The 26,959-nt window shown below is 56.2% G+C and carries 22 protein-coding genes; 4 read left to right on the forward strand and 18 right to left on the reverse strand.

The annotated features are described in order from the left end of the window. Positions 1–22: 22 nt before the first annotated feature. The 3 genes from BN1190_RS11635 to BN1190_RS11645 all read right to left on the reverse strand — a co-directional run bounded on the left by BN1190_RS11635 (position 23) and on the right by BN1190_RS11645 (position 3,512). Positions 23–2,176: an ATP-dependent Clp protease ATP-binding subunit gene (locus tag BN1190_RS11635; RefSeq protein ID WP_425313924.1), complete on the reverse strand. Its 2,154-nt coding sequence runs from the start codon at positions 2,174–2,176 to the stop codon at positions 23–25. Between the two features lie 205 nt (positions 2,177–2,381). Continuing rightward, on the reverse strand, positions 2,382–2,690 hold the full coding sequence (locus BN1190_RS11640; protein ID WP_040287301.1) for a metal-sulfur cluster assembly factor: 309 nt from the start codon (positions 2,688–2,690) through the stop codon (positions 2,382–2,384). Positions 2,691–2,741: 51 nt separating this feature from the next. Continuing rightward, complete coding sequence (locus BN1190_RS11645) at positions 2,742–3,512, reverse strand: prolyl oligopeptidase family serine peptidase (protein ID WP_040287052.1); 771 nt, start codon at positions 3,510–3,512, stop codon at positions 2,742–2,744. A 139-nt stretch (positions 3,513–3,651) separates the two neighbouring features. Between BN1190_RS11645 and BN1190_RS11650 the strand changes: the two genes are divergently transcribed. Both BN1190_RS11650 and BN1190_RS11655 read left to right on the forward strand, forming a co-directional pair. Continuing rightward, a complete protein-coding gene (locus tag BN1190_RS11650) occupies positions 3,652–4,461 on the forward strand; it encodes a Cof-type HAD-IIB family hydrolase (protein ID WP_040287053.1) in 810 nt (269 codons plus the stop codon). Between the two features lie 21 nt (positions 4,462–4,482). Then, on the forward strand, positions 4,483–5,331 hold the full coding sequence (locus tag BN1190_RS11655) for a DegV family protein (protein WP_040287054.1): 849 nt from the start codon (positions 4,483–4,485) through the stop codon (positions 5,329–5,331). Between the two features lie 49 nt (positions 5,332–5,380). Here the strand turns inward: BN1190_RS11655 and BN1190_RS11660 are convergent, their stop codons facing one another. The 7 genes from BN1190_RS11660 to BN1190_RS11690 form a co-directional block, all read right to left on the reverse strand. Continuing rightward, the gene (locus BN1190_RS11660) at positions 5,381–6,823 is read right to left on the reverse strand and encodes an alpha-amylase family glycosyl hydrolase (protein ID WP_040287055.1); all 1,443 of its coding nucleotides are present in this window, start codon (positions 6,821–6,823) and stop codon (positions 5,381–5,383) included. 347 nt (positions 6,824–7,170) lie between these two features. Next, positions 7,171–7,542: a YisL family protein gene (locus BN1190_RS11665; protein WP_040287056.1), complete on the reverse strand. Its 372-nt coding sequence runs from the start codon at positions 7,540–7,542 to the stop codon at positions 7,171–7,173. Positions 7,543–7,617: 75 nt separating this feature from the next. Beyond that, positions 7,618–8,517, reverse strand: coding sequence for a fumarylacetoacetate hydrolase family protein (locus tag BN1190_RS11670; protein ID WP_040287302.1), 900 nt, complete (start codon positions 8,515–8,517; stop codon positions 7,618–7,620). Between the two features lie 44 nt (positions 8,518–8,561). Further along, positions 8,562–9,758 carry a DUF418 domain-containing protein gene (locus BN1190_RS11675; protein WP_040287057.1) on the reverse strand — a complete coding sequence of 399 codons (1,197 nt, stop codon included), beginning with the start codon at positions 9,756–9,758 and terminating at the stop codon, positions 8,562–8,564. Further along, positions 9,755–13,462 (reverse strand): helicase-exonuclease AddAB subunit AddA, encoded by a 3,708-nt coding sequence (addA, locus tag BN1190_RS11680; protein WP_040287058.1) that lies wholly within the window; start codon positions 13,460–13,462, stop codon positions 9,755–9,757. Before addA ends, BN1190_RS11675 begins: the two co-directional genes overlap by 4 nt. Further along, entirely contained in the window at positions 13,437–16,937 is a 3,501-nt protein-coding gene (gene addB / locus BN1190_RS11685; protein WP_040287059.1) for a helicase-exonuclease AddAB subunit AddB, read from the reverse strand. Before addB ends, addA begins: the two co-directional genes overlap by 26 nt. A gap of 461 nt (positions 16,938–17,398) precedes the next feature. Then, a complete protein-coding gene (locus BN1190_RS11690; protein ID WP_052461807.1) occupies positions 17,399–18,028 on the reverse strand; it encodes a TVP38/TMEM64 family protein in 630 nt (209 codons plus the stop codon). Positions 18,029–18,148: 120 nt separating this feature from the next. Here BN1190_RS11690 and BN1190_RS11695 point away from each other — a divergent pair, with 120 nt between their 5' ends. Both BN1190_RS11695 and BN1190_RS11700 read left to right on the forward strand, forming a co-directional pair. Beyond that, positions 18,149–18,871 carry an AzlC family ABC transporter permease gene (locus BN1190_RS11695; protein WP_040287060.1) on the forward strand — a complete coding sequence of 241 codons (723 nt, stop codon included), beginning with the start codon at positions 18,149–18,151 and terminating at the stop codon, positions 18,869–18,871. Continuing rightward, a complete protein-coding gene (locus BN1190_RS11700; protein ID WP_040287061.1) occupies positions 18,871–19,179 on the forward strand; it encodes an AzlD domain-containing protein in 309 nt (102 codons plus the stop codon). The genes BN1190_RS11695 and BN1190_RS11700 overlap by 1 nt, the downstream gene beginning before the upstream one ends. A 189-nt stretch (positions 19,180–19,368) precedes the next feature. Here the strand turns inward: BN1190_RS11700 and BN1190_RS11705 are convergent, their stop codons facing one another. From BN1190_RS11705 to ftsE, 8 genes are all read right to left on the reverse strand, one after another. Beyond that, a complete protein-coding gene (locus BN1190_RS11705; RefSeq protein ID WP_040287062.1) occupies positions 19,369–19,629 on the reverse strand; it encodes a CsbA family protein in 261 nt (86 codons plus the stop codon). Positions 19,630–19,651: 22 nt separating this feature from the next. Beyond that, positions 19,652–20,815 (reverse strand): PDZ domain-containing protein, encoded by a 1,164-nt coding sequence (locus BN1190_RS11710; RefSeq protein WP_052461808.1) that lies wholly within the window; start codon positions 20,813–20,815, stop codon positions 19,652–19,654. A 108-nt stretch (positions 20,816–20,923) separates the two neighbouring features. After that, a complete protein-coding gene (locus BN1190_RS11715) occupies positions 20,924–22,372 on the reverse strand; it encodes a S41 family peptidase (protein WP_244898711.1) in 1,449 nt (482 codons plus the stop codon). 83 nt (positions 22,373–22,455) lie between these two features. Continuing rightward, a complete protein-coding gene (locus BN1190_RS11720) occupies positions 22,456–23,046 on the reverse strand; it encodes a redoxin domain-containing protein (protein ID WP_040287064.1) in 591 nt (196 codons plus the stop codon). Beyond that, positions 23,043–23,705: a hypothetical protein gene (locus BN1190_RS11725; RefSeq protein ID WP_144036093.1), complete on the reverse strand. Its 663-nt coding sequence runs from the start codon at positions 23,703–23,705 to the stop codon at positions 23,043–23,045. Before BN1190_RS11725 ends, BN1190_RS11720 begins: the two co-directional genes overlap by 4 nt. A gap of 170 nt (positions 23,706–23,875) precedes the next feature. Next, complete coding sequence (locus BN1190_RS11730; protein ID WP_040287065.1) at positions 23,876–25,264, reverse strand: murein hydrolase activator EnvC family protein; 1,389 nt, start codon at positions 25,262–25,264, stop codon at positions 23,876–23,878. 33 nt (positions 25,265–25,297) lie between these two features. Then, the gene (gene ftsX / locus BN1190_RS11735; protein ID WP_040287066.1) at positions 25,298–26,182 is read right to left on the reverse strand and encodes a permease-like cell division protein FtsX; all 885 of its coding nucleotides are present in this window, start codon (positions 26,180–26,182) and stop codon (positions 25,298–25,300) included. Beyond that, positions 26,172–26,858: a cell division ATP-binding protein FtsE gene (ftsE, locus tag BN1190_RS11740; RefSeq protein WP_040287067.1), complete on the reverse strand. Its 687-nt coding sequence runs from the start codon at positions 26,856–26,858 to the stop codon at positions 26,172–26,174. The genes ftsX and ftsE overlap by 11 nt, the downstream gene beginning before the upstream one ends. Positions 26,859–26,959: the final 101 nt, after the last annotated feature.

The raw sequence follows: 26,959 nt of genomic DNA on the forward strand, positions 1-26,959 counted from the left end.
TGGTCCGGGCGGTTTTTCTACATTATGCAGCTGCGGGTTCCTTGTCGATGACGAGGGAGCCGCCTTCCATGCGGAGGTGCAGCGTTTCGCCTTCCTGCAGTTCGCCTTTGATGACTTCTTTGGCGACGGCCGTCTCGACGTAGCGCTGGATGAACCGCTTGAGGGGCCGGGCGCCGAAGTCGGCATCGGTCCCCTGGTCGACGATCCAGTCGATGACGTCTTCGCCGTACGTCAGGCGGATTTCCTGTTCAGCGAGGCGCGCCACGAGGTCATGCAGCATTTTGCGGGCGATCAGGCCGAATGCATCACCGGTCAGTGAATGGAAGATGATGATATCGTCCATCCGGTTCAGCAGTTCCGGCTTGAAGTGACCGCGCAGCTCGGCCATGACGAGATCCTCCGCTGCGTGCTCTTCGGAGTCGAACTGGCCGCTCACCAAGTATTGCGAACCGATGTTGGACGTCATGATGACGACCGTGTTCGTGAAGCTCACGAGCCGGCCCTGGCTGTCGGTGATCCGTCCGTCGTCCAGTATCTGCAGCAGGATGTTCGAGACGTCAGGATGCGCTTTTTCGATTTCATCCAGCAGGACGACCGAGTATGGGTTGCGGCGCACCGCTTCCGTCAGCTGGCCGCCCTCTTCATAGCCGATATATCCCGGAGGCGCCCCGACCAAGCGGGAGACACTGTGCTTCTCCATGTATTCGGACATATCGATGCGGATGAAGTGATCCTCCGAGTCGAACAGTGTGCCGGCAAGTGTTTTTGCAAGTTCCGTCTTGCCGACACCGGTCGGTCCGAGGAACAGGAACGACCCGATCGGCTTGTTCGGATCCTTGATGCCGGAACGGGCCCGCCATACGGCTTCCGTGACGAGCTGGACGGCATTGTCCTGGCCGATGACCCGCTCTTTCAGCGTATCGCCGAGCCGCAGCAGTTTGTCCCGCTCGCCTTCCATCAGTTTGGTCACAGGGATGCCGGTCCAGCGGGCGACGATCATCGCGATTTCATCTTCGGTCACTTCTTCGCGGATCAGGCTGTTCTCCTGGCCGCCCTTGAAGGACTCTTCCAGCTCACGGAGCTGATGCTCGAGCGCCGGAATCTTGCCGTGCCGGAGTTCCGCCGCTTTGTTGAGATCGAATTTGTTCTCCGCGTCCTCGAGTTCCCGGCGGTACCGGTCCAGCTGTTCACGGACGTCCTGGACCTCCTGCAATTTCTTCTTCTCTTCATTCCACTGCTCCCGCATGCCTGATGAGGATTCCTTCAGCTCTTCCAGCTCTTCCCGCAGGGCGGCAAGCCGGGTCTGGCTCACGGCATCCTTCTCTTTCGTCAGTGCCTGCTCTTCGATCTCCAGCTGAAGGATGCGCCGCGTCACTTGGTCGAGCTCCTGCGGCATCGAGTCGATTTCCGTACGGATCATCGCGCTCGCTTCGTCCATCAGATCGATCGCCTTGTCCGGCATATAGCGTTCCGTCAGATACCGGTCGGACAGCGCTGCCGATGCGACGAGCGCCCGGTCGTGGATCCGCACACCGTGATGGAGTTCGAACCGTTCCTTCAAGCCGCGCAGGATTGAAATCGTGTCCTCGACGGACGGCTCCCGCACCATTACCTGCTGGAAACGCCGTTCGAGTGCCGGGTCCTTTTCGATGTACATCCGGTATTCATCGAGTGTCGTAGCGCCGATGCAGTACAGCTCTCCGCGGGCGAGCATCGGTTTCAGCATGTTGCCTGCATCCATTGCGCCTTCCGTCTTGCCGGCACCGACGATCGTATGGATTTCATCGATGAACAAGATGATTTCGCCATTGCTGTCCTTCACCTGCTTCAGTACCGCTTTCAGCCGTTCCTCGAATTCCCCGCGGAACTTGGCACCGGCGATGAGCGAACTCATATCGAGCTCATGGATCTGCCGGTCTTTCAGCCCTTCCGGCACATCACCTTTCACGATACGCTGGGCGAGACCTTCGACGATGGCCGTCTTCCCGACGCCCGGTTCGCCGATCAGCACAGGATTGTTCTTCGTCTTCCTCGATAGGATCCGGATGACATTGCGGATCTCCTCATCCCGTCCGATGACAGGGTCCATCTTGCCGTTCTTCACATCTTCGACCAGGTTCCGTCCATATTGCTCCAATGGGGAACGCTGATCTTCCTGTACGCCGTCCATTCTCATGAACCATCACCTCATTCTATGGTAGTATACTTTCATTCTTTGTTTGACTTTGACTATCTTTGACTAATACTAGTATACAACTGCCGGGACGTGCTGTAAAGGGAGAAGCACTTCCCTGTCCTAGTACTCTATCCATAGCCGCATCCCGTTAAACACAACAAAAAAGGACGGCAAATGCATGTATGCATTCACCGCCCCTTCCCTATTATCGTACGCCGAGCGCCATTTTGGCATAGCGTGACATGTTATCACGCGACCATGGCGGATTCCAGACGATATCGACTTCCACGTCTTTCACTTCCGGCAGCTCCATCAGTTCCTGTTTGACGTTCGCCACGATCTGCGGACCCATCGGACAGCCGATCGACGTCAGTGTCATGGTGATCTTCGCCACGCCGCCTTCGAGCAGTTCGGCATCGTAGACGAGACCCAAGTTGACGATATCGACACCGAGTTCAGGGTCGATTACGTTCTCCAGAGCGCCCATCATGCTTTCTTTCATTTCGTCAGCCATCGGGATTCCCCTCTCTTCCGGTTTTTCTGTCTCCATCATAGCAAAACCGCTTCATCCGTTCAAATGGTCTGCCAGGAAATCGACTGCCGCAAGCATGCCCGGCCTTGAAACGGCATGTCCTGCATGGTTGTCCGCCATGAACACGAAGTCTTCCGGATGGTTGCTATAGGCCCCTTTGGCGGCTTCGTAGAACTGCTGTGTCGGTGCGAACGGAACGGTCATATCTTTTTTGCCGTGCCAGAAGAATACCGGCCGTTCCCCCAGCTTTTCCGGATGCTCCGTCATATCGAACGTACGGAGCGTATCGAGCAGGCTGCGGATCTCTCTGTCGTTCATCGGGAGTTTGTAGCCCTGGTCTTCGAACTGCTGCATCTGGCCTTGTGCCAGCTTGACATAGCCCGGCGTTCCCATCATGACGGCAGCTGTCCGGATCCATGGATAGGCGGTCAGGCAGCCGAGTGTGGTGATGCCGCCCATCGACGTTCCGGCGAACGCAATGCGGCCGGACGCCAGCAGGCCTTTCCGCTCCAGTTCGCTGTGCAGGAATCCTGCCTCTTCGATGGAGGTCAGGATGATTTCCCAGAAACGCAGGCTCAGCTGGACTTCATCCAGATCTTCCGAACGGACGCCGTGCAGTGCCGCTTCCGGCAGCAGCACCCGAATCCCTTTCTTCGCCAGGTTGAAGGCATAGTGCAGATTATGCTCTTTCGCACTCGTGAATCCATGGAAAAAGATGACGACGGGCATTTCCGGTGATTCAGTCTGTTCATCGACAATATGCAGGAGAGGGACTGTCCCCCATTGTTCTTCCCTGATTTTCATAGCCGTCACCTCTTTAGTTGTTTGCTTAGAGCATACCAATACTTTTTTACAAAAACAAAAGATGCGCATGGATTGCCACTTTTTTGACTTGCCGCCGCATATAAGGCTAAACTGAATGAAGGAAGGAGGCGTTTTTGCCTTGAAACCTCATTTAATTGCCCTCGATTTGGACGGGACCTTACTGAACGACCAGAAAGTCATTTCCGACGAAACATTCGCCACACTGAAAAAGGCGGAAGATGCCGGTCACCATATCATGATTGCAACCGGCCGGCCGTATCGCTCAAGCGCTGCCTATTACCGTCAGCTCGGACTGAAAACGCCGATTGTCAACTTCAATGGTGCATTCGTACACCATCCGACCGACCGCACCTGGAAGACGATCCACGAAACGATCGACTTATCCGTCGCCCGTGATGTCATAGAAGCTATGCAGGACTTCAAGCTGAAAAACCTCATCGCCGAAGTGATGGATGATGTCTACTTGCAGTACCACGATGAAAAACTGCTCGACATTTTCAGCATGGGCAGTCCGTCGGTGACGGAAGGGGATCTCCGCGAATCGCTGAAAGTGGATCCGACAAGTCTCCTGATCCAGGGGGCTGAAGGGACTGCGGACCAGATCCGCGAGCACCTCGAGGAAGTGCATGCCCAAGTGATCGAACACCGCCGCTGGGGCGCTCCGTGGGATGTCGTCGAAATCATCCGGCACGGTCTGAACAAAGCGGTCGGCCTGTCGAAGGTCGCAAAGTGGATCGGTGTGCCGCAGGAGCGGATCATCGCCTTCGGAGACGAGGACAACGATCTCGAGATGATCGATTACGCGGGGATCGGCGTTGCCATGGGCAATGGGATCGACCAGCTGAAATCGATTGCAAATGAAGTGACCCGGACGAATAACGAAGACGGCATCGCCGTATTGTTAAAAGACCGGCTGCAGTTGGACTAATACGAACGGAGGAGGATCCGCATGAAAATTTTTGCAGACAGCGGCTGTGATCTGTCGAAGTCCTATTTGGATGAACATGATGTGACACTGCTTCCGCTGACCGTCCTGCTTGACGGCAAGGAATATCAGGACATCGTCGATATCGACTCGAAAGAAGTGTTCCAGGCGATCCGTGCCGGGAAACAGCCGAAGACATCCCAAGTATCTCCCGACAGGGTGCTTGCTATGTGGAAAGAGTTTGCCGCCTCCGGGGAAGACGGCATCTACATCGCTTTCTCCTCCGAGCTGTCGGGTACATATCAGACGTCAGTGATGATGCGGGACCAGGTGAAAGAAGGAAATCCCGGCATGAATCTGATCATCATCGACACCCGCTGCGCGTCGCTCGGCTGCGGACTGCTCGTCGAGAAAGCTGTTGAAATGCGTGACGCCGGAGAAGACGTCCGTACGATCGAACGCAAGATCCGTAAACTGGCAGGACATATGGAGCACTTGTTCACCGTCGAGGATCTGGACTACTTGGCCAAAGGCGGCCGAGTGTCAAAAGCGAGTGCTTTCTTCGGCGGCCTGCTCAACATCAAACCGCTGCTGCATGTGGAAAGCGGACGGCTCGTGCCTATTGAAAAGCACCGGGGACGGAAGAAAGTGTTCCGCCGCATCATCGAACTGATGGAAGAGCGCGGGGATGATATCGGCAGCCAGACAGTCGCAATCAGTCACGGGGACGATCTGGCAGGTGCCGAGGAGCTCCGTGACCTGATCGACGAGAAATTCCATCCGCAGGATATCCAGATCCATATGATCGGCTCCGTCATCGGCTCCCATGCCGGTCCGGACACATTGTCCGTGTTCTTCCTGAACAAGCGCTGACCGATCCGCCCAGCCATGAAAAAAAGAGCCATGACGGCTCTTTTTTTACTTATTTTATGCTCCGGGCTTTACGGGCAGCGCGCCCTTTTCTCCAGACAGCCCACAGGAAGCCGAGGAACAGCACATAGACCATGATCGAAGCGATCAGATACGGGATATTGAATCCTTTGTCCTCTTTGACCAAGTACAGTTCAGCGAGTTCCCGGTCCATGACGACGTGATATTTCCCGTCTTCCGTCTCGACGATCTGATCTGAGTCCAGCAGACCGCGGAGCCGTTTCTTGCTGCCGATTTCCGATGGGTCAAGTTCATACGTCTGTGTCTTATCTGTATTGTTCACCGCGGCAATCCATGTTTCCTCATCATCCCAGATCTTATAGACGAGATAACCGTCTTTGTTATGAAGCATTTTGAAATCCCCTGTGCGGAGTGTTTTCGACTCATTGCGCAGCTGGTTCAGATTGCCGATGAGATCCTTCAGCTCCATGTCCGTCTTGAAGTTGAACAGCGGATGACTTTCGGGTGCCTTCTGCCCATTCACTGCAATTTCCGTCCCGTACGGCATGACCGGGATTCCCGGCAGCGTGAATAGGGCCGTAACGGCGACTTTCCAGCGGGTCGGCGGGAACATCCGCTCTTCCACTATGGCGTGAGTGAAACGCGGACCGGTCAGCTTATCGAATTGAATCAGGTCTCCCCGTCCATCCGCGCTGAATTGGTCCATCGGCTTGGAATCCGGTGACACTTTGACGAAGGTCTGTCGTAATGCTTCCATTTCGGAATCGTTCGGCTGCGCATCGACGGCAGCTTCCGTCTCCTCCCCGGACAGCACATACAAGTCCGGCGATGCCTTCTTCAGAGCCCCGATGAACCCATCCAGCACTGCCGGATCGTACTGGTCCGTCTTCGTCAGCCGGATGCCGTCCAGATCGTACTTTTTGACAAAGTCGGTCATCGCTTCTCTCAGAACACGCTGGACATCAGCATCATCGGCGTTCCAGTCGATTGTCGCACCGTCCCCTGCCGTCCACGGCAGCTTGTCCTTCCAGACGTGGTCTTTGCTGACACCGGCCAGCGGGAAGTCTGCAATGACGCGGATGTCCTTATCGTGAAGTTCATCCAGCATGTCCTTGAAGTCTTCCTCTGTCCCGAAATGGTCTTCCAGTTTCGTATAATCGAGCACTTCGCTGCCGTCATAGGATGCCGTCTTGAAGACCGGCCCGATCGATACAGCAGTGAAGCCCATGTCCAGAATATGCTGGAGTCGCAGGGAGATTCCGACGAAGTCGCCCCCATTGAACGCTTCGGGGTCCTGCGCATCCGCATTCCCGTCATTGCGGCCGTCCCCATTATTGAAACGGTCCACAAGCAGATCATATATACTTTCGTCCGTTATTGTCCGTTCGTTTTTTGCTGAAGCCGACGCCGGCCAGGCTGCGGCAAAGAGCAAAGGTATCAGCATGAGTACGCTGATCAGTCGTTTCGCCTTCACAAAAAAGCCCCCTCTGTAATCATTCCACCCTTAATAGTATCAAACCCGCCAGCATGCCGCTATGCATTCCACGCAAAAATGAAATGCCCCTCAAGTAAATAAGTCGATCCTGTGAAATCGCAGAGCGGGCATGTCCGGTCGGCTGCAGAACAGCAAAAACCCCGCAGTGCCAGTTGGACTGGACACTGCGGGGCTGTTTGTCATTCCTGATTGTCATGGTCACCCGGCAAGTCCTTCCGCCGGGCCGTGACGACGACCGAGACGGCGAAGAGGAGCATGACGGCGAATACGGCGAGCAGTATCGTCCATCCGATCATACCGCCTTCTCCTCCTTCCGTAATTCAGTATCAGAACAAGTGCAGACCGATCGGCAGTTTGAGTCCAAGGAAGATCGTGATCAGCAAGGACACGAAGAACAGGATCCAGAACATCTGCGCCGGCTTGTTCTTGTTCTGGCGGGCGAATACCATCTCCATGAGACCGATTGTCAGAATACCGAAGAGGAATTTCACGCCATACAAAGCTGCATTCATATCCATATAGCGGATGAAGAGCGCAAGACCGGAAATGATGATCAGGATGTAGAACACCCGCAAGACCATCTTCGTGATTTTACGGCCTTTCGATTCGAGCGGCATCGTGGCTGCCACGATGAACAGGATGATGCCGACGACCCATGAAAAGATATGGATGTGCGTCGAGTTCGATAAGAAATCCAAGTTAGTCACCTCATTCAAAGTCAGTTCCACAGAACAATATACCATAATTCAGCAGACGCGCCAAAGTGAGGGAGCTTACTTGAAATAATTGACGAGCGTTCCGATGCCCTCTACGGAAATCTTCACTGTATCTCCCGCTTTCAAATAGGCAGGCGGGTTCATGCCTTTCCCGACACCTGCCGGGGTGCCGGTCAGAATCACATCACCCGGCTCCAGAGTGACGAACCGGGACAATTCAGCAATGATGCCGTCGATCGGAATGGACATCGATTTCGTGTTCCCGTTCTGGCGCACCTCATCGTTCACTTTGGTGACAATGGAAAGGTCCTGCGGATTCGGGATCTCATCTTTCGTGACGACATAAGGACCGAGCGGGCAGCTGCCGTCGAGTGTCTTGCCGAGGAAGAACTGTTTCCGTTCCGCCTGCAGGTCGCGCGCCGTCAGGTCATTGCCGATCGTATAGCCGAATACCGAATCGTATGCAAGCTGTTTCGGGATATTGCGGCCGCCTTTGCCGATGATGACCGCGAGCTCACCTTCGTAGTCGAGCTGCTCCGTTACATCCGCATGGACGGAAAGGGTCTGTTCATCCGCAGCGATCGCCGTATGGGCCTTCGTGAAGATCATGAGTTTCTCCGGCGCTCCTTCGCCCCCCATCTCGGATGCATGATCGGCATAATTCTTGCCGACGCAGAGGACGTTCTTCGGGGTCCGCGGAATCGGCGCCAGCCACTCGATCGAATCGAACGGATACTTGTAGCTGTCTGCGTCCTCCCATTCACGGACCTGCTCGCATAGACTGCGGATTTCCTCGATGAAGTCCAATCCATCAGCCACGCCTTCCGCAATCGAAGAAGGGAAGTTTTCTGTTCCGGCGGTTTCCGCAATCTTGCGGACATCCCAGACCGCTTCCTCTTTCTTGACTTTCGGACCGAACAGTTCTTTCCCGTCATACTTGAATGAGAGCAGTTTCATAGCATACATCCATCCCTTCCATGATTGGTCTGTCTTCCATACTGTTACGACATATCCTGCTGTTTTTCCTTTTTAATCGGGAAGAAGGTCCCGTATGTGCCGATCCGCCAGACCCATTCGAGCGGTCCCATCCTGAAGCGGCTCAGCCATAAGTCCGCGAGAAGCGCCTGGACGGCGAAGATGCCGACAGCCATCAGTGTGCCTGTTGCAAGATCGATCTTGCCGTACAGGCCGAATCCGTAATGGTAGAACAGCAGCGTTGCGATGACGGACTGCCCGATATACGTGGTCAGTGACATGCGGCCCGCTTTTGCGAGCGGGCGGAACACTTTCGTAAACCACGGCAGCGTGCACAGCAGAAGTACGAACGCTGTATACCCTGCTGCTGCGAGCGGTCCGCCGAAATACGTCTGGATCATCTGCATCGACATCTCAGTACTGACCAGGAATGGCACAGACTTCAGCAGGATCCCTGCTGAAAATGCGAGGACACCAATCACTGCGATCCTTCCTTTCCATTCCTTCGCCCGTTCGAACAGCCGCCATTTGGCGAGTGCTGCGCCAATCATGATGAGCGGCAGGATGGTGAACGGATTGGCGAAGAAATTCGTCGCGGTGAACAGCAGCCACTCCTTCGTCCGGAATGCGAGCACCTCTGTGTAGCTGCCGTGACCGAGCACCTCGATCGTGTCCTGGACCTTCTGGATATCGGCGAACTCGGACAGCGAACTTCCTTCCATCAGTGACTCACCTGCGTAGACCAATCCTGTCAGAAGACCGACTGGTACGATATAGAGTGCGAGCGCACCGCCGAGAAGCCATTTTGCAGGCAGGCGGACTGCTGCGATCATGACGAACCCCATGATGGCATAGGTGAAGAGAATGTCGCCCGACCAGATGAAGATTGCATGCAGGGCACCGAACAGCAGCAGGATGCCCATGCGTCTTGCCGTGATCGGGCTGAACGGCGTCTTATGCAGTCTCGTCTTTTCATACTGCATACTCAGTCCATACCCGAAAAGCATTGCGAATATCGGGTAGAAACTCGCTTCTACAAAAATATCGATCCACATGTAGGATGCACCTTCGCCATTTCCTTCGAACCAGCTGTACGGATCCATGTACATGACCGGTGCATTGAAATGGATCATATTGGCGATGAAAATGCCGAGCAGAGCGAAGCCGCGGAGCATATCCAGCGATTCGATCCGTCCGGTACCGCCGGTGGGGAGTGATCTCAAACCGTAACCTCCTGAACTGGTATTGTCCGCCCTTCGTCGAACAGATACAATAGCATCTCTTTTATCTCAATATGGGTGATCGCCTCGACCGCCTTCTTGTACAGGCTGAGCTGGATGGCGTACCGTTCCCGCATCGCCTCGTCCGCTTCCGTCTCCGACGAATAGCGTCCGCGGAGCCGGTCGGTCTTGTAATCGAGCAGCACCCAGCCGTCCTCTTCTTCGAACAGGCAGTCGGCGATCCCCTGGAGTATTTGTGAATCCCCGTCAGCGCCGTCATACGCATACGTGAATGGCAGTTCTTTCAGCACCCGTTTCGCATGCCGCATCCGTTCAGCGAGCGGCGACCGCATCACCTGCACGATCCGTTCCCGGTTGATCGCACCGGCCTCTTCCGATGTCAGCAGCTGACGGTCCAGCAGATCGGAGAGCAACTCCCCGACATCATCAGCCGTATAGGTCCGGTCCAGATCGATATGCTGCATGACGGTGTGCATCGCCGTCCCGACCTCCGCTGCACTGATCGAGCGTTTCTGGAGGAATGCCGGCCGTTCGTGGAGAAACACGGGATTCGTTTCCGTATCTCTTGTCGCGAACGGGTCATTATAATCCGGCTCGGCCTCAAGCAGTGCGACCCGTTTCAGTTCCGACACGGAAATCTTCGACCGTTTTCGGACCGACGCCTCATGGGAATACCTGAAGTCGAAGCGGGCAGTCACTTCGGCGACCAGTGCCTCGTCTGCAGGCGGCAGCTCGGCAGGTGTCCGGCCGGCTTCTTCATCACCAGCCCGCTCTGCAGCCGGCTCACTGAAATAGGAGACCGGCAGCATCGTGATGTCCCATCTGGACGGATGATCTTTCACCATGGCACCCGGCGCGGTGCCGAATTTCACGAAATCCTGATGGCGGGCGACAGTCGGGCCGATCCAGTCGAGATAGCCGTTCGCACGGGATCTCATATAATCCGGCAGGCGCTCTTCCGGCTGGATGAGCTGCGCATCCTGCCACTTCGTCACCGATTTCTCGATGTCTTTCACAGTGGCAACAAGTTCGAGCTGCTCTTTGGCACGGGTCATCGCGACATAGAGGACGCGCATCTCTTCCGCGCGCATTTCAAGCTCTTTCTGCTCTTTCATCGCGAGGAACGGCAGCGACGTGTACATGATCCGTTTGTCGGGATCGATCGCTTTGACGGCCAGCCCGAAATGCTGATCGAACAGATACGGTTCGTTGAAGTCCATCTTATTGAACTGCCGCCCGAGACCTGCAACGAACACATTCGGGAATTCCAGCCCTTTCGATGAGTGGATCGTCATGATGCGCACGACATCCTCCTTCTCGCTCAGGAAGCGGGCAGCACCGAGATCATCACCGCGCCGTCTCATCCGGTCGACGAACCGCAGGAACCGGAACAGACCGCGGAACGACGTCTTTTCGTAATCGATCGCCCGGTCGTGGAGCGCCCGCAGATTCGCCTGGCGCTGTTTGCCGTTCGGCATGCTGCCGACCATCTCATAGTAGTTCGTATCACTGTAGACTTGCCAGATCAGTTCCGACAGCGATCCGCGCCGCGCCAGGTTCCGCCATTGCTCGAACATGAGCAGGAACCGCTGCAGCTTCTGCTGGGTCTCAGGCGCCATGCCGGTCCCCTGCGTGACGATGAACGTCTTCAGCGCATCATAGTAGGAAGCGTTCTTATCCGCGAGACGGACCTGTGCCAGTTCGTTCTCCGTCATGCCGACGAATGGCGCGCGCAGCACGGATGCAAGCGGGATATCCTGGTACGGGTTGTCGATCGTCCGCAGCGTGTTCAGCATGATCGTCACCTCGAGCGCATCGAAATAGCCGCTCGATAATTCGACGTAGACCGGGATGCCGGCCCTTTTGAACTCATCGGCGATCTCCGAAGACCACGTCATCGACCGCATGAGCACGACGATATCGCTGTAGCGGATCGGCCGTTTTTCTCCGCTGAAGGCGTCGCTCACTTCGTGTTTCTCCGTCATCCACCGGTTGATCGTCTTCGCCATGTAACGGGCTTCTGCCTGGGAATTCTTCAGGTTTTCGAGATCTTCCCCGGTTTCGTCCCCGTATTCCTCTTCTTCCGAATAGAGAACCGTCAGATGGGCGGCCGTGTCGGACTCCGGATAGCGTGCACCATACTTCAGTTCCGCCGCTTCATCGTACTCGATCTCTCCGACACGTCTGCCCATGATCTGGGTGAAAATGAAGTTCGTCGCATCGAGCACTTCTTTCCGGCTCCGGAAGTTCGCGTTCAGGTCGATTTTGAGACCCTCGCCTGCGGCCTGCTCGGTGAATCGGCCGTATTTGCCGAGGAACAAGCCCGGCTCCGCCAGTCGGAACCGGTAGATCGACTGCTTGACATCACCGACCATGAACAGGTTGCCGTCCGCTTCCGCACCGGATTTGACGAACTGGATGATTGCTTCCTGAAGCAGGTTCGTATCCTGATATTCGTCGACGAGCACTTCCTTGAACTTCGCCTGGTAATCGGCGGCAATATCGGATGGCACGAGGACATCCCCTTCCTGCTTCGACAGAATCTCAAGCGCATAATGCTCGAGATCCGAAAAATCGACGAGCCCCCGCTCGGTCTTGACGGCACGGTACCGCTCACCGAAATCGATCACAAGACCGATCAGTGTATGCATCATCGGCGCCATGAGCCGGATTTCGTCAAGCAGGCGTGCAGGCGTCCGCTCAAAGAACGATTCCTTGACGCCGCCGACGAGCTTTTTGACGGACTCCCGCAGCGCTTTCGCGCGTTTTGCCAGTTCTTCATCACAGGAATCTTTCTTGACACTGCCGGCTTTCACCCATTTCAGCTGTCCGAAATACGCATACGTTTCTTCCCAGGTACCTTCTTCGATAGTTCCGAGCGCCCCGCGGATCCAAGCCAAGTCCGCCTCCGCGGTCGGCACGAGCGGCGCCGGACCGTCGGGCTGTTCCGCGATGCGCTGCATGTCGAGCGTGAGCGCCTCCGCTTCCTCGAGTTTCTGGCGGATCGCCGATTTCAGCGGGCCGATGAACGACAGGCTGTCGATGTCGGCATCCTCCGCCAGCTCATATTCGAGCGGAATCTGGCGCAGCCACTGCTCCGGTTTCGGATGGACCCGCGAGTAGTCGTAGAGCCGGTCAATGAGGAGTTCGAGCGACTGGTCGTTCCGGTCGGATGTAAAACTGTCCGCAAGACGGTAGATCGCTTCCGGGTTATCGGCACTGTAGGCGTCTTCGAGCACGTCTTCGATCGTATCGTCCCGGAGCAGTGCCGCTTCCGTCGGGTCCGCTATCCGGAATGCCGGATCGATATCGAGCAGATAGGCATACTGCCGGACAATCGTCAGACAGAAGGAGTGCAGCGAGGAGATCTGGGCTTTGTTCAGCAGACTCAGCTGCTTGCGCAGATGAGCGGATTCCGGATTGCGGGCGATCTCCTCCTCCAGCGCCGCCCCCATCCGGTGCCGCATTTCTGCAGCCGCCGCATTCGTGAACGTGACGACGAGCAGATCATCGACATTGACCGGGTTGGTTTCGTCGAGCACTTTCTCGATAAGCCGGGTGATCAATACTTTCGTCTTCCCCGAGCCGGCCGCTGCGGAGACGAGAATGTCCCGGCCGGACGCATAGATCGCCTGCCACTGGGCATCCGTGAATGTGACGTCAGCGGGTTTCGGTGGTATGTGCATCGCCTTCCGCCTCCTTCCTCATTTTTTCGAGTGATTCCTTTGCTGACAGATTTTCGTACTGCCGGAATGCCGCCTCAGGGTCCGTCTTATCGAACTGGCAGACGCCCTGATACGGACAATACGTGCACGGCATATGCTCCTTCAGGCGGTATGGATAGACGCGGGTGTCCCCCGCGAGCATCGCGTCCCCTGCCTGGCGGTGCCGTTTCCGTACGGCGGACCGCAGCATCTGCATGTCATCAGGCGGCAGCACTTTGGAATTCGAGTAGAATGTACCGTCCTTCTTGACCCGGGCCGGAATGATCGAGGAGGACTGTTCGATGCCGCTGTCCATCTCCTTTGCGACGGACAGGTCTTCGAGAACGTAGCCTTTCATCGTGAAGGATTTCATCATTTCCTGCTCGATCGCGTCTTCCGACAATTCCTGGATGCTGCGGATCATCGGGTTGTGCACATGGACGTACAGCATCCCGGCAGGATCCGCCTGCAGCTGGATCCATTCATCGGCATGCTCCAGCGCGACGTCGAGGTACGTCAGCATCTGCAGGGAGAGGCCATAGTAGATTTCCGTCAGGTTGAGCGCCTTGGATGATGATTTATAGTCGACGATCCGGATATACGTCTTGCCGTCGACTTTTGCGGCATCGACCCGGTCGATCCGCCCCCGGAGGTTCATCTGCCCGCCGCGCTTCAGCGGAATTGACAGCGGCGGCATCTGTTCGCCCGGTCCGAACCCGACTTCCACAGCGATCGGCTGGAACGAGGAGGCCGTCGCCTGGCTGCTGAGTGCAGCGATCGTCCTCTGGATGATATGCGTCAGCTTCCGTTTGATGTACATATGCCGGTTGGTCGTCAGCAGGATCCGATGGAAGAAGAACGGTGCGATGCTTTCGACGGCGTCATGGGCGAGACGGAATGTGTCCTGCTTCGTCAGGCCGGCCCAGTTCGCCCCTGTCCTCATCATTTCATCCGACACCCATTTCAGTGCTGCATGGAACAGATCGCCGATCGCCGGCGCTTCCAGAGTGAATTCCGTCCGCTCCCGCAGGCCGAGGCCGTACGACGCAAAATGCTGGAACGGGCAGCTGTAATACGATTCCACGCGCGACACACTGGAATTCAACGACTCGCCATAGAGGCCCGCCGTGATACCGGGTGTAAGCCGTTCCGTCTCGGTACCTGTCTTCTTCTGGCCGTGAATGCCCGCGAGGATCGAAGACCAGAGCGGATCGTCTTCATAGTAGGCGATGACAGCGCGCCACAGCGGGCTCATGATGCCATCCGTCCCGAAATTGCGCAGTTGTGCGGAAGCATACGGCAGTGTCGGGCGCGGATGGCTGATGTACGGCCAGTCATCCGATCCGTCGGGCAGATCGAGCGGGTCGGCCGCAGCCGGTTCGATCGTGAGCCCTTCGAAAATCTGGCCGAGACGCGGCACGTACAGCGACGGGATGAGCGCTTTGCCAGCTTCGTCCGCGAGCGGATACGTAACCGTCAGCCCTTCCGCGGCCGCTGTGAATGCCCGGTATGCTTTATAGGTTTCATCCATCAGGCGTGTTTTCGCGGAAGGCGCCAGTTCGAACCCGATTGTCCCGATCCATTCACGGTCCGCATCGGACAGAAGCCCTTCGTTATCGATCCGCTGCGGCAGGACGCCGTCGTTCACGCCGATTACGAACACTTCGTCGATATTCAGGAACGTCGCCAGGTCGACCGTCATGACCGTCACTTGGTCGAGTGACGGTGGAATGCGGGCGAATTCGAGCGTATCGAATCCTTCGTCGAGCACACGGATCGCTTCTTTTGCAGGCATATCGGCGTCTCCGAACATGAGCACGAACTGGTCGAGCACGTTGATCCACCCGCTCCAGGCCTGTTCGTGTTCCGAAGCGCCGAGAAGCCGGCCGGCCGTTTCCTCTTCCGCCCGGAGGCCGATGATCTTGTCGTAGACCCGCAAGTCCTCCATGAAGGTGAACAGGGCTTCAGCCGCCTGGCGTCCGCCCTTGGCGCGTTTCAGCCGGCTGCCGAACGTCTCGAGCGGGCCGCGGATCAGATCGCGGACGCTGTGCAGTTCCGCCTGCATGGCAAGTTCCTCATCCGTCTGGACGTCCGTATGCAGCTCAAGGCCCCGGTATTTCTTCACACGCCACCGGTCTTCGTCGAACCAGCGGCGGCCATGGATGCCGTGGGCGAGCACATAGTTCTCCAGACGGTCTGCCCGTTCCCGCCACAGTTTCCGATCTTCGCCGTACGGAAAGAACAGATCCGTCTTGACGGCGCGGAAAATCGCCTCGTACGACCAGTTGCCGGTCACCGCTTCGAGCACGGACCGCGTGAATTCGATGAGCGGATGGTGGAGCATCGGTTTCTTCCGGCTGATGAACACCGGGATATCATAGAGCGGAAAGATCGTTTTGATCAACTCGTCATAGACATCGGGCTGGCGGTACAGCACGGCGATGTCCTGGTACCGTTTGCCGTTCCGGGCGAGCTCACGGATCGACCGGGCGACCGCGTGGAGTTCCGCACGCCGGTCCGCTGCTTCCACGATGCGTACGTCCCCCGCGCTGGTCTGCCGGTCGGCTGGATAGCGGTCGAACTGCGCCTCGAGGTGGCGGACGTCCGGATTCCGGAAACGCCGGGCGTCCGTCAGGCGGAGTTCCTGTTCGATTTCGACGGCCTCGCCTTTCGCGATCTCCGTGATGATCTGCTTCGTGCGCATCGGGCTGTAGAACAGCTCATGGTCTTCCGCGGTGCCTGCCGTTTCGTCCGTCGGCAGGGCGACGGTGACCCGTTTGGCGTATTTCAGCAGCTCCCGGATGATTTCGTGTTCCCGGTTCGTCAGCAATTCGAAGCCGTCTATGTAGATATCCGCCTCCCGGATATACTCCGAGAACCGGATCTGCTCCGTCAGCATCGCCAAATGCCCTTCGCTGTCGACATAGCCCGTGCCGAGCCGCTCTTCGACTTTGCCGAGCAGCAGGGACAGATCCCCCGCTTTGTCGATCAGCGAACGGGGCGCATCGGCCGCCGTCAATTCGCTGTTGAGCTGGGTCAGCACCGTATGATCGAGACAATAGCGGCTGAATTCCTTCAGCACCCCCTCGACCTGCTCGGTGAAGCCGCGCTTGTCCGCCGCCTGCCGGAACAGCGTAAATTCGTCTTTATTCTCTTCCAGCACGCTACGGATCAGCATCCGGTAGCCGAACGCGTCCACTTCCCGGCGTGTGATGCCGCCGGTCTCCTGCAGAATGCGCCAGGCGAGCCGCTTGAACGTCAGTACCTGTGCACGCACCATCCCATGGAGACCGAACCGTGAGGAGAGACTGTGCTCCATCGAGAACGACATCTGATCGGGCACGATGAGGATGATCGGCGCGCCGAGCGGGTCTTCCCGCAGCGCTCCGGCGATCTCCTGCTCGATCGTATACGTCTTGCCTGTTCCTGAACGTCCTGTTATCATGCGCAGCGTCATGAGCCCGCCCCCTTGTCAGTCTGATAGTTCAATTGTAATCGTTTTGCCTGGAAGAATCAAAGCGGAGTGTGTGATTTTACGAATGAATGTTCGTATTATTTTACAGAGAGCAGGCGGGTATCGGACAGTTCGCGCGGGGTATCGGTCACCTCGCGCAATTTATCGGACAGATGGCCTGAACTATCGGACACTTCACTTGAGTTATCGGACACATCACCGAATTTATCGGCATCCGGATATAATTCAAAGGACTGGCTTGGGCTCGCTTCGCTCGTTTCCTGTCAGGCCCGCCGTGCGCTCGGTATCGGACAGTTGGCGTATCGTATCGGACACTTCGTCAAAGTTATCGGACAGTTGGCCGCAAGTATCGGACACTCCGCCGAATTTATCGGCAGCCGGACACAATCCCTCTCTACATCCGGCCATACAAAAACGCCCCGCCGAGGCGGAGCGCTGCAACTTCAGTCGTCTTCCCAATGCTTATGGCCGTCCCATTCGCGCGCGTGGTTTTCCACCCGCTTGTTGACCCGTTTCTCCCACCATTTGCCGGCGAGCCAGAGGATGAGGATTACTACCCCGACAATGGCCGTCCGGATCGGCTGGGTGAAGAGTGCCCGGATGTCGTAGCCGACGAAACTGATCATGAACACCATGACGAACTTCCCTGCCATGAGGATGGCGAGGTAGTAGGTCTTCTTCATGTTCGACAGCCCGGCGACGAGGTTTACGAGTGCGGACGGAGTGAACGGGAAGCAGATGAACAGGAAGAGCGGGCCGAACCCATTGCTCTCCACCCAGACGATCAGCTTTTTCACCCGCTTGTGCCGGGTGATGAAATTCAGCAGGCGGCTGCGGCCGTACTTCCGGATGATCAGGAACACCATATAGGAGCCGACGACCGTCCCGCTCCACGACAGCAGAAAGCCCAGGATGACGTGGTAGGCGGCAATGTTTGCGAATACGAAAACGAACAGCGGCAGGAACGGCAGGAACGATTCGATGAACGGCAAAAGAAAGCCGATCGCCGGACCGAATGCCCGATACTGCTCTGTCAGTTCGATGATTTTGTCTACCGTGAACCATTCCTGCATCCGTGATTCCCCCTGAGTACGTCACTATTCGGAAAACGTGCAAAGATTCCGTCTTGTCCTATGTATAGAATATAGTATAATCACTAGTATTGACCACTGAACAGAAAGCGGGGTTGCAAGATGCACCAATCGGAATTCAGCAAAGGCCTGCGGGCCGGTCTCAGCATCGGCATCGGCTACTTCCCCGTTGCGCTCACATTCGGCCTGCTTGCGAAGACAGGCGGCCTCTCGCTGCTCGAAGCGACTGCGATGAGCATCTTCGTGTTCGCCGGCGCTGCCCAATACATATCGCTCAGCCTGCTCGCCCATGCCGTCGATCCATTCATGATCGTCGTCAACACGTTCATCGTCAACATCCGCCATTTCCTGATGTCCGCGTCGCTCAATGAAAAGATGCACCCAGCACCGAAACCGGTGAAAGCTGCGGTCGCATTCGGTGTCACGGACGAAACGTTCTCGGTCATCGCGACCAGCAAAGAGGACAAAGTCACGAGCGCCCATGCATTCGGTGTCATCGCCGTCGCGTATGGCAGCTGGGTCGGCTTCACAGCTGCCGGCCACCTCATCGGGGACATCCTGCCGCCGTTCCTGCAGGCCGCCATGTCGATCGCCCTCTATGCGCTGTTCGTCGCCCTGCTCGTGCCGTCCATGAAAGGCAGCCGGAAGGTCGTCCTGCTCGCTGCAGCATCAGCGATCCTCAGCTGCATCTTCTATTACACGGAGCTGCTGCCAACCGGCTGGTCGATTCTCGTGTCCACCCTGATTGCAGCAATCGCCATAGAACTGCTCTATGTAAAAACCGGACGCTCCCCCGTGCCGCCGTTTGAAAAGGAGGGGATCTGATGGGCGCAACATACTGGTGGATGCTGTTCGGCATGGCACTCGTCACCTACTTGCCGCGCATGATCCCGCTGACATTCCTGGATGGCAGAAAACTGCCTCCGTTCGTCACCGGCGTGCTCGGCAACATCCCGTATGCGGTGCTCGGCGCCCTCATCTTTCCGGCCATCTTCTACGTCCAGGAAGGCAACATCCTGTTCGGAGTGATCGGCGCCGTGTCGGCATTCGGCATCGCTCTTCTCGGCTTCGGCCTCATGCCTGTCGTTCTCGGCACGATCGGTATTCTCGCCGTGTACAGCCTGTTCTTATGAGGAACCCTCTCTTTATCATACCCTGAAATCTGTAAAAGCATACTGCGAGTTTCAAAGTAATCGGTGAAGAAGAAGGAGACAGGTATCGCTGTTACTTTGTACAGTGACCGGACAACAAAAAACCGCACGGCTTCAAGTTTCGAATACTTGAAGCCGTGCGGTATTTTCATAGCTGAATCTGACATCCCGTCATTCGTCCTGTCCGTCTTCCGTCCGCCTGTGCGAATTTGCAACCATGCGGGACGCAAACCAGAATCCCGCAGTGAGCGACAGTGCATCCGCTGCATACAGGATCCAGTTGTGGGTGTAGCCCGCATAGACGGAAGCGGCGATCAGGGCGATCGTCAGCAGGAGGCCGACGACGTGATGGAATGTCACCCGCGTGAAGAACACGACGAGCAGTCCCGGCAGCAGCAGTGCCAGCACGAACTTGGTAGCCAGACTTTCCATCGTGCGCCGCCTCCTTCCTCATTCATCTGACGAGCAGCAGGCCGAGCTGATAGTGATCATGCCTGTACAGCACCTGCTGCATGAGCCGCACTTCCCCGTTCCGGTCTGCAACCTGCAGGCGGCAGTGGGCGGCGTTCACCTGGATGGCATCATACAGTTCCTTTTCGTTGGCGACCTGCATGCCATTGACAGCACGGATCACCTCACCCGGCAGCAGGCCGAGTTTCTCGGCGGGCGATCCCGGCAGCACACCTGCCACGACTACGCCTGCCGCACTCGGAGAAGCGGCATAGCCGCCTCGCCGTTCGCCTGCAGCTGCCGTGACGGTGATGACCGTCCGGATGATGATCCCGGCAGCGAGTGCCGCCCAGGCAATGACCGGTTCATACAGACCGCCAAGCCCGATGGCCGTAACTGCAATCCCCGTCCATATGACAGAGCGTCCGATTTTCGGAAGCAGGACATCCGGGAACTGCCTGCGCGCAATCTGGCTGAAACCGATCGCAACCGGCACAGGCACCAAACTGAACGAATCCGAGCCCAGCGTGAACTGCGGCCAGTACGGCAGATGGGCGCTGATCATATCGCCCGGCACAATCAGCAGGACAGGCAGCAGCCACAGGCTCTTCACCTTGAACACAGCCGCCCGCAGGCCCCGGCTCGTCTTCTCCAGCCGCGGGGACGGATACCGGACTGCTGACTTCCTGATAAGGAAACCTTCCGCGATCATCAGCACGCCTGCTGCGACTGCAGCGGTCACCGCAAGTTCATCCGCGACGCCGTCCAGGGACCAACCCCGGTACGAGACGCCCGGTCCGGTCCGCTGCCAGATGAGCAGCGTGAAGAACGCGAACCCCGCTGTATAGACAGGGGAACCCCACTGATAATAGAAACTGACTGCCATGATAAGCATGAATGCACAGAACAGCACAATCCAGCCGGCGTCCGCTGCCAGTCCGATGCCGCTCAGCACGATGGAAACAATCAGTGCAGGGAGCCACGAATCCGCGAGCACCCGCCTGAATTCCGTCTTGCCCGGCAGTTTCCGGATATTGTAATCCCGTCGTTCCCGTTTGACACGCATGTAGCCGAGAGCCACTGCCGCCAGCAGGATGAGCCACAGCAGCGGATTCAGGAAAAACATCCCGGCTGCCTGCAGCACGTCTTCGATCCAACTATCTGTCACGTTCCGTCACACTCCCATCCCAGTCCGGCTGTTTTCTACTATTGTATCAAACAACCGGATGGATTGGATAGTGAGGACGGACCGTTCTTTGCAAACAGGCCGGACCGCTCACTTTTTCGAAGACAGCGTGTGGTGCAGATAACCGATCGCCATTGCGAGCTGCTCATCGTTCGCGCGGTCGCTTTTCACTTCTTCGGCCGCGGCTTTCAGACCTTGATAGAACGCACTGTCCATCTCCCCGCTGACTTCAAGTTCTGCATCTTTCTGGAATTCCGCAACCGCCTTCTTGGTCGCATCGTCGAAATAGCCGTCCGTGCGGCCCGGATCGAACTTGAGCGCCTTGAGGACACGCTGAGCGTACGCGATATCATCATGGAACTGTTCTTCCCTATACACGTCCGCAAGCACCCGCAGATGTTCGGCGAACAGGCTGTTCTGCTTGACTACAAGATCCGATTCAATGCCTTCGCCGTGAATCCATCGTTCTTTCGGGGTCAGCCATTTGTGCGTCGACAATTTCACTTCGCCGCCATTCGAGAGCTCCATCGTCTCCTGGACAGTCCCTTTGCCGAAACTCGTCGTCCCGACGATGAACCCGCGGCCGAGGTCCTGCAGGGCGCCGCTCAGCACTTCACTTGCCGAAGCACTTCCCTGATCCTGCATGAGTGCGATCGGCAGGGTCTTCAGTTTTTCATCGAACACAACGCCCTCAGGCTTCTCCGTGACAAGCGGAGTCAGCTGCCCTTTGATGTTTTCCATGTAGGCGTACACCGTATCTTCCGGCAGCATGCTGCCTGCAATCGCACCGACCGCATGGAGATATCCGCCGGGATTGCCGCGCACATCGATCAGCAGCGCTTCCGCCCCTTCTTTGACAAGCAGGTCCGTTGCCGCCTGCCATTCTTTCGCACTTTCCTCCCCGAACATCGTGAGCCCTATGTAGCCGATTTTCTTGCCGCGCTCTTCAATGATTTCAGAAGACACCGTATGGACAGGAATGACATCCCGTTCAATCGTCAGTTCGACGTGCTTTCCGGCTTCCGGCCTGTAGACGGTCAGTTCCACTGTCGTCCCTTTCTTCCCGCGGATCCGTTTGACGACTTCCTGCAGCGTCAGCCCGTCGACGCCTTCCTTATCGATCTGCACGATTTCATCGTATGGAAGCAGACCTGCTTTGTCCGACGGCGATCCTTTCACCGGCGATACGATGACGAACTTCCCGCTGGTCCGGGTGATCTCCGCACCGATGCCCACCCGCTCACCTGCAAGCGATTCCTTGTGGGAGGCGGCTTCCTCCTTTGTCAGATACGTCGAGTACGGATCGCCGATCACATCCGCCATCCCACGGAGCGCCCCTTCGATCAGATCGTTCTTTTCAAGCGGATACACAGCATTGCCTGTAATGACATCATAGGCTTCGTCGATGACGCCGAATTCATCCGAAGGCGCCGCCCGTTCCTTCTCTTTTTTCCCGCATCCGTTAAGCAGTACAAGACAAACTGCAACCGCAGCAAATAGGCCAACTAAAAAAAACCGGCTCCTGCGCATCGTCACCATCCCCTCCTCTTTCCATACATATGAAAAGGACAGGGATGTTACGACACCGGAAACCGGATCCAGCATTATTCGGCTGATGAAATTCAGTCGACGTCGTCCATCAGCTGCTCCATCATCTTTTCGTCCATCGGGCCGATGATCTTGTTATCCACGGTCCCGTCGGTCTTCAGGATGTAGGTCGTCGGAATCGAGAACACCTGGTAATCGGTCATCCCGATATCCTCCGTGTCGAGCAGGATGGGGAACGTCAGACCGTAGGCGTCCGCGAATTCCTCCACCGCTTTTTCTCCGCGGTTCTCCGCTGTCGTCAAGTTGACGGAGACCAGTTCGACGTTGTCCTCTTCCTCGAGGTCCTTATAATAGTTTTCCATATGCGGCATCTCCGCCTTGCACGGCGGACACCACGTCGCCCAGAAGTTGAGCATGACCTTCTTGCCCCGCAAATCGCTCAATTTCACTGAATCACCGTCAAGTGTCTTCAGTTCGAAATCCGGAGGCGTGTCGCCCGGTTTCAGTCCAGGCAGTTCTTCCATGCCCGGCAATGTTTCCGACTGGGCTTTGGTCGTGGCTGTGTCGATCTTCTCGGGCTTCTGCATATTGGATTTCACCATCAGGGCAACCATCGTGCCGATGACGAGAATGGCAACCGCATACCCGACCCATTTTTTATTCATCCAATCCCTCCAGCAGTTCTTTGTCTTATCAAATGGTCGATCAGTACGATAAACGCGCTTACCGCGGCTGACGCGGCGAACGGGATCCCGGCGAAGCCTGCCGGCTGCAGGGCGGCGATGAACCCATGGGCGGCCGTCAGCAGCAGGGCTCCCTGGAAGACGGTCACCCGTGTGTCCCCTGCATACCGGACAGTGAGCAGGATCAGGATACCGAACAGGAGAATCGTGACGGCCTCCGCGTACAGCGTACCCCTATTCAGCAGGGCCATCAGGATCTGATAGCCGGCCTGGGCGACAGCCGTCAGCAGCAGGAAGGCACGCCCTGCAGAGACAGGGACCGGCTTCTTCGAAAGCAGAAAGAGCAAGGCGGCAAGCACGATGCCGGCGAGGAATCCAATTGTTCCGCCGTTGAAGTACAGTATAGCAGTGGGCGACTGCCGGACGACCCCAAAATCCGTGACGATGACGGACAGCTTCCAGGTGAGCAGCACGGTGAAGATCGCATCACCCACCATGTCTGCTGCCTGCTTCCCGAATCGGCGGCGCACCATCAGCCAGCCGGCAGCCAGCCCGAAGACCGCCGCCACCCATGAGGACGGAACGGTCACCTTCCATAGTAGATAGTATTCCGTAACTGGCATGGCAATCCCCTCAGTCATTGATACCTCATATGGTATCTTATTTCCTTCGTCAACACCAACGAGGGGGCTTCGGTGCAAAGAAAAAGGCCCGCCCGAGAGCGAACCTTTTTATCATACCGACTTGCGCCGCAATGTTTAGGATGGAGCTGAGCCGGAAATACTACTGTTATAGAGTAATGAACCGGGTATCAGAACGATACATAACGGAGCGGGTTCACAGCACTTGGACCTGTCGCCGAGAAGTTTCCGACGTGGATTTCGAAGTGCAGGTGAGGCCCTGTCGAATTGCCGGTGTTTCCGGACTTTGCGATCGGTTCGCCTTTGCCGACATGCTGACCGGTGCTGACACCGATACTGGACAGGTGGGCATAGACGGACGTATAGATCTGACCGTCAATGGAGTGGGTGATCATGACGAGATTACCGAAACCGCCCATCGGTCCTGCATGGGAAACGACACCTTCAGCAGCTGCGCTGACTGTTGTTCCGACCGGTACTGAAATGTCCTGGCCGCGGTGCTGCTTCTTCGTATGGAAAATCGGGTGCACGCGCCATCCGAATGACGACGTCAGACGGCCGTGTGCTGGTGCAGTCCATGCTCCGCTTGAAACTGGCGGTGCCGCAACCGACGGCTCATAGCTTGATGATGCATTCGAAGAACTGCTGCTGGATGAAGCTGACGAATGTGACGAGCTGGCAGCCTGTTCCGCACGCCGTTTCGCCGCGGCAGCCTCCTGCTGGCGGCGGAGTTCCGCTTCGCGTTTACGCTTCAGCTCAGCCTGGCGGGCGACTTCAGCAAGGCGCTCTTGTTCTGCAACAATCTTCTTTTCAAGGTCCGCTGACATATCATGTGCTTCGTCAGCTTCACTTTCCAAGTGGGCTTTTTCGTTCGACAGCTTTGCTTCTTCCGCTTCCAGCTGATCGACGAGCTTGTCCTTTTCGACTTTCTGGCCTTCCAGTTTCTTCTTCAAGTCAGTCAGTTTCGCTTTCCGGTCTTCCTGTTCAGCAAGCTTCTTTTCGACAAGCGCTTTTTCTTCTTCAAGCTGGTTCATGTCGTCTTCCTGCTGCTTCATGATCTTCCGGTCTGCGTCCATCAGTGTAGAGACTGCTGAGAAACGGTCGATGAAGTCTGAAAAGCTGGTCGCCCCGAGGAGCACGTCCAGGTAGCTGACGTCCCCGCCTTTCACCTGCATCGTTTTCACACGTTCGCGCAGCACTTCATCACGCTCTTTGATGCGCTGCTCAAGTGTCTTGATGGAGATGCGCAGCTGCGCAATCTCTTTGGTTGTATCCGCGATCTTTTCTTTCACGTCGCGGATCTTCTCATTATTAGTATCGATTTCACCGTTGAGTTTCGAGATCTGGTCGAGGATCGTCTGTTTCTTTGTTTTCTTTTCGTTGATTTTATCAGACTTGTCCTTGATGCCTTTGTTCAGTTCGTTCTGTTTCTGCTGCAGCAGTTTCTGTTCGTTCTGCATATCTTTGAGTGAATCTGCTGATACTGCTGTTGCACCGACAGTGGACGATAAGAGCAGGACCCCCATGGTCGACAGCAGTAAACTTTTATTCTTTTTCAAAGTCCCAGTTCCCCTTTCAAACGATTCGGCTAGTCAGGCTTTCAGGAATTTGCGTACGGACATGAGGCTGCCCCATACGCCGATGAAGACGCCCATGAACAGCAGCAGTCCGTCGACCTGGATGATGAACGGCACAGGATCGAGCACCTGGAACATTTCGTTGACCAGCTTCGGCTGCCAGTAGGCGTATATTTGCTGATAGGCGATCGAGATCGCCGTGATCGGGATGATGGACCCGAGGATACCGAGCCAGACCCCTTCCAAGATGAACGGAATGCGGACGAAGCTGTTCGTCGCACCGACCAGTTTCATGATTTCGATCTCACGTCCGCGTGCGATGATTGTCAGGCGGATCGTGTTGGAGATGAGGAACATCGCCGTGAACAGCAATGCGACAATGAGGATCAGGCCGACATTGCGGCTGACTTTGACGACATTGAACAGTTTTTCGACTTTCCCGGCTCCGTAGACCACTTCGGCAGTGTATTCGTATGTATCGATCTCTTTGGCGATTTTTGCGGTGTTGTGCGGATCCGCAGCTTTCACGTACAATGCATCGCCGAGCGGGTTGCTTTGCTTGTAGAGAGCGAGTTCTTTCCCGTACTGCTTGATGACCTTGTCCAGTTCCTGCTCTCTCGACGCATATTCCACACTCGCCACGCCGCCGAGCGATTCCACTTTCTTCTGTAACTCTTGTATTGCCTCGTCACTTGCCGCTGCATCCGCAACCACTTTGATTTCCACGTCGTTTTCAATGTTGTCCGCCATCTTGTTCAGGTTCATCATCATAGCGATGAAACTGCCGACAAGAAGAAGCGTGACAGCCACGGCGCTGATGGAGGCGAATGTCATCCAGCCATTCCGGCCGAGACTCTTGAAACTCTCGCGGAAGTGACGGGCAAGCGTCCTACCCTTCATAACTGTATTCTCCTTCATATTCATCCCGTGTGATCATGCCGCCCTCGACGAGCAGGACACGGTGCCGGATCGAATTGACGATATCTTTGTTATGGGTTGCCATGACAATGGTAGTTCCTCTGTTGTTGATTTTCTCGAAGATGTTCATGATCCCTAACGACGTATCCGGATCCAAATTTCCTGTTGGCTCATCCGCAATGACCAGCTTCGGTTCATTGACAATGGAACGCGCGATCGAAACACGCTGCTGTTCTCCGCCGGATAGCTCGTTAGGAAACATTCTCGCTTTTTGCGACAGGCCGACAAGCGCTAAAACATCTGTCACTTTCTTACGGATTTCCGTCGGTGTCTCTTCGATGACTTCCAGGGCGAATGCCACATTTTCATAGACATTCAATTTCGGCAGGAGCTTGAAATCCTGGAAGACAACCCCGATCTGTCTGCGCAAAAAAGGGATCTGTTTGCTTTTCAACGAACCAAGGTCTGTTCCATCGATGAAAATCTGCCCGCTGGTCGGGGCTTCCTCGCGATACATCATTTTGATGAACGTCGATTTCCCTGCACCGCTCGGGCCGACTACGTAGACGAATTCACCGCGGTCGATGTCGATCGTGATGCCATTTGCGGCTACGACGCCGTTCGAGTACTTTTTGTACACGTTTTTCATTTTGATCATTCTGTAACCACCTGATTCAATTACTTTTTCGCCAGCTTTTTCATTATAGCAGATATAAACCTCCATAGTATTACAGTAGTATTTCAATTCGACAGGACTGT

This window comes from Sporosarcina koreensis (assembly GCF_000826145.2).
Lineage (GTDB): Bacteria > Bacillota > Bacilli > Bacillales_A > Planococcaceae > Sporosarcina > Sporosarcina trichiuri.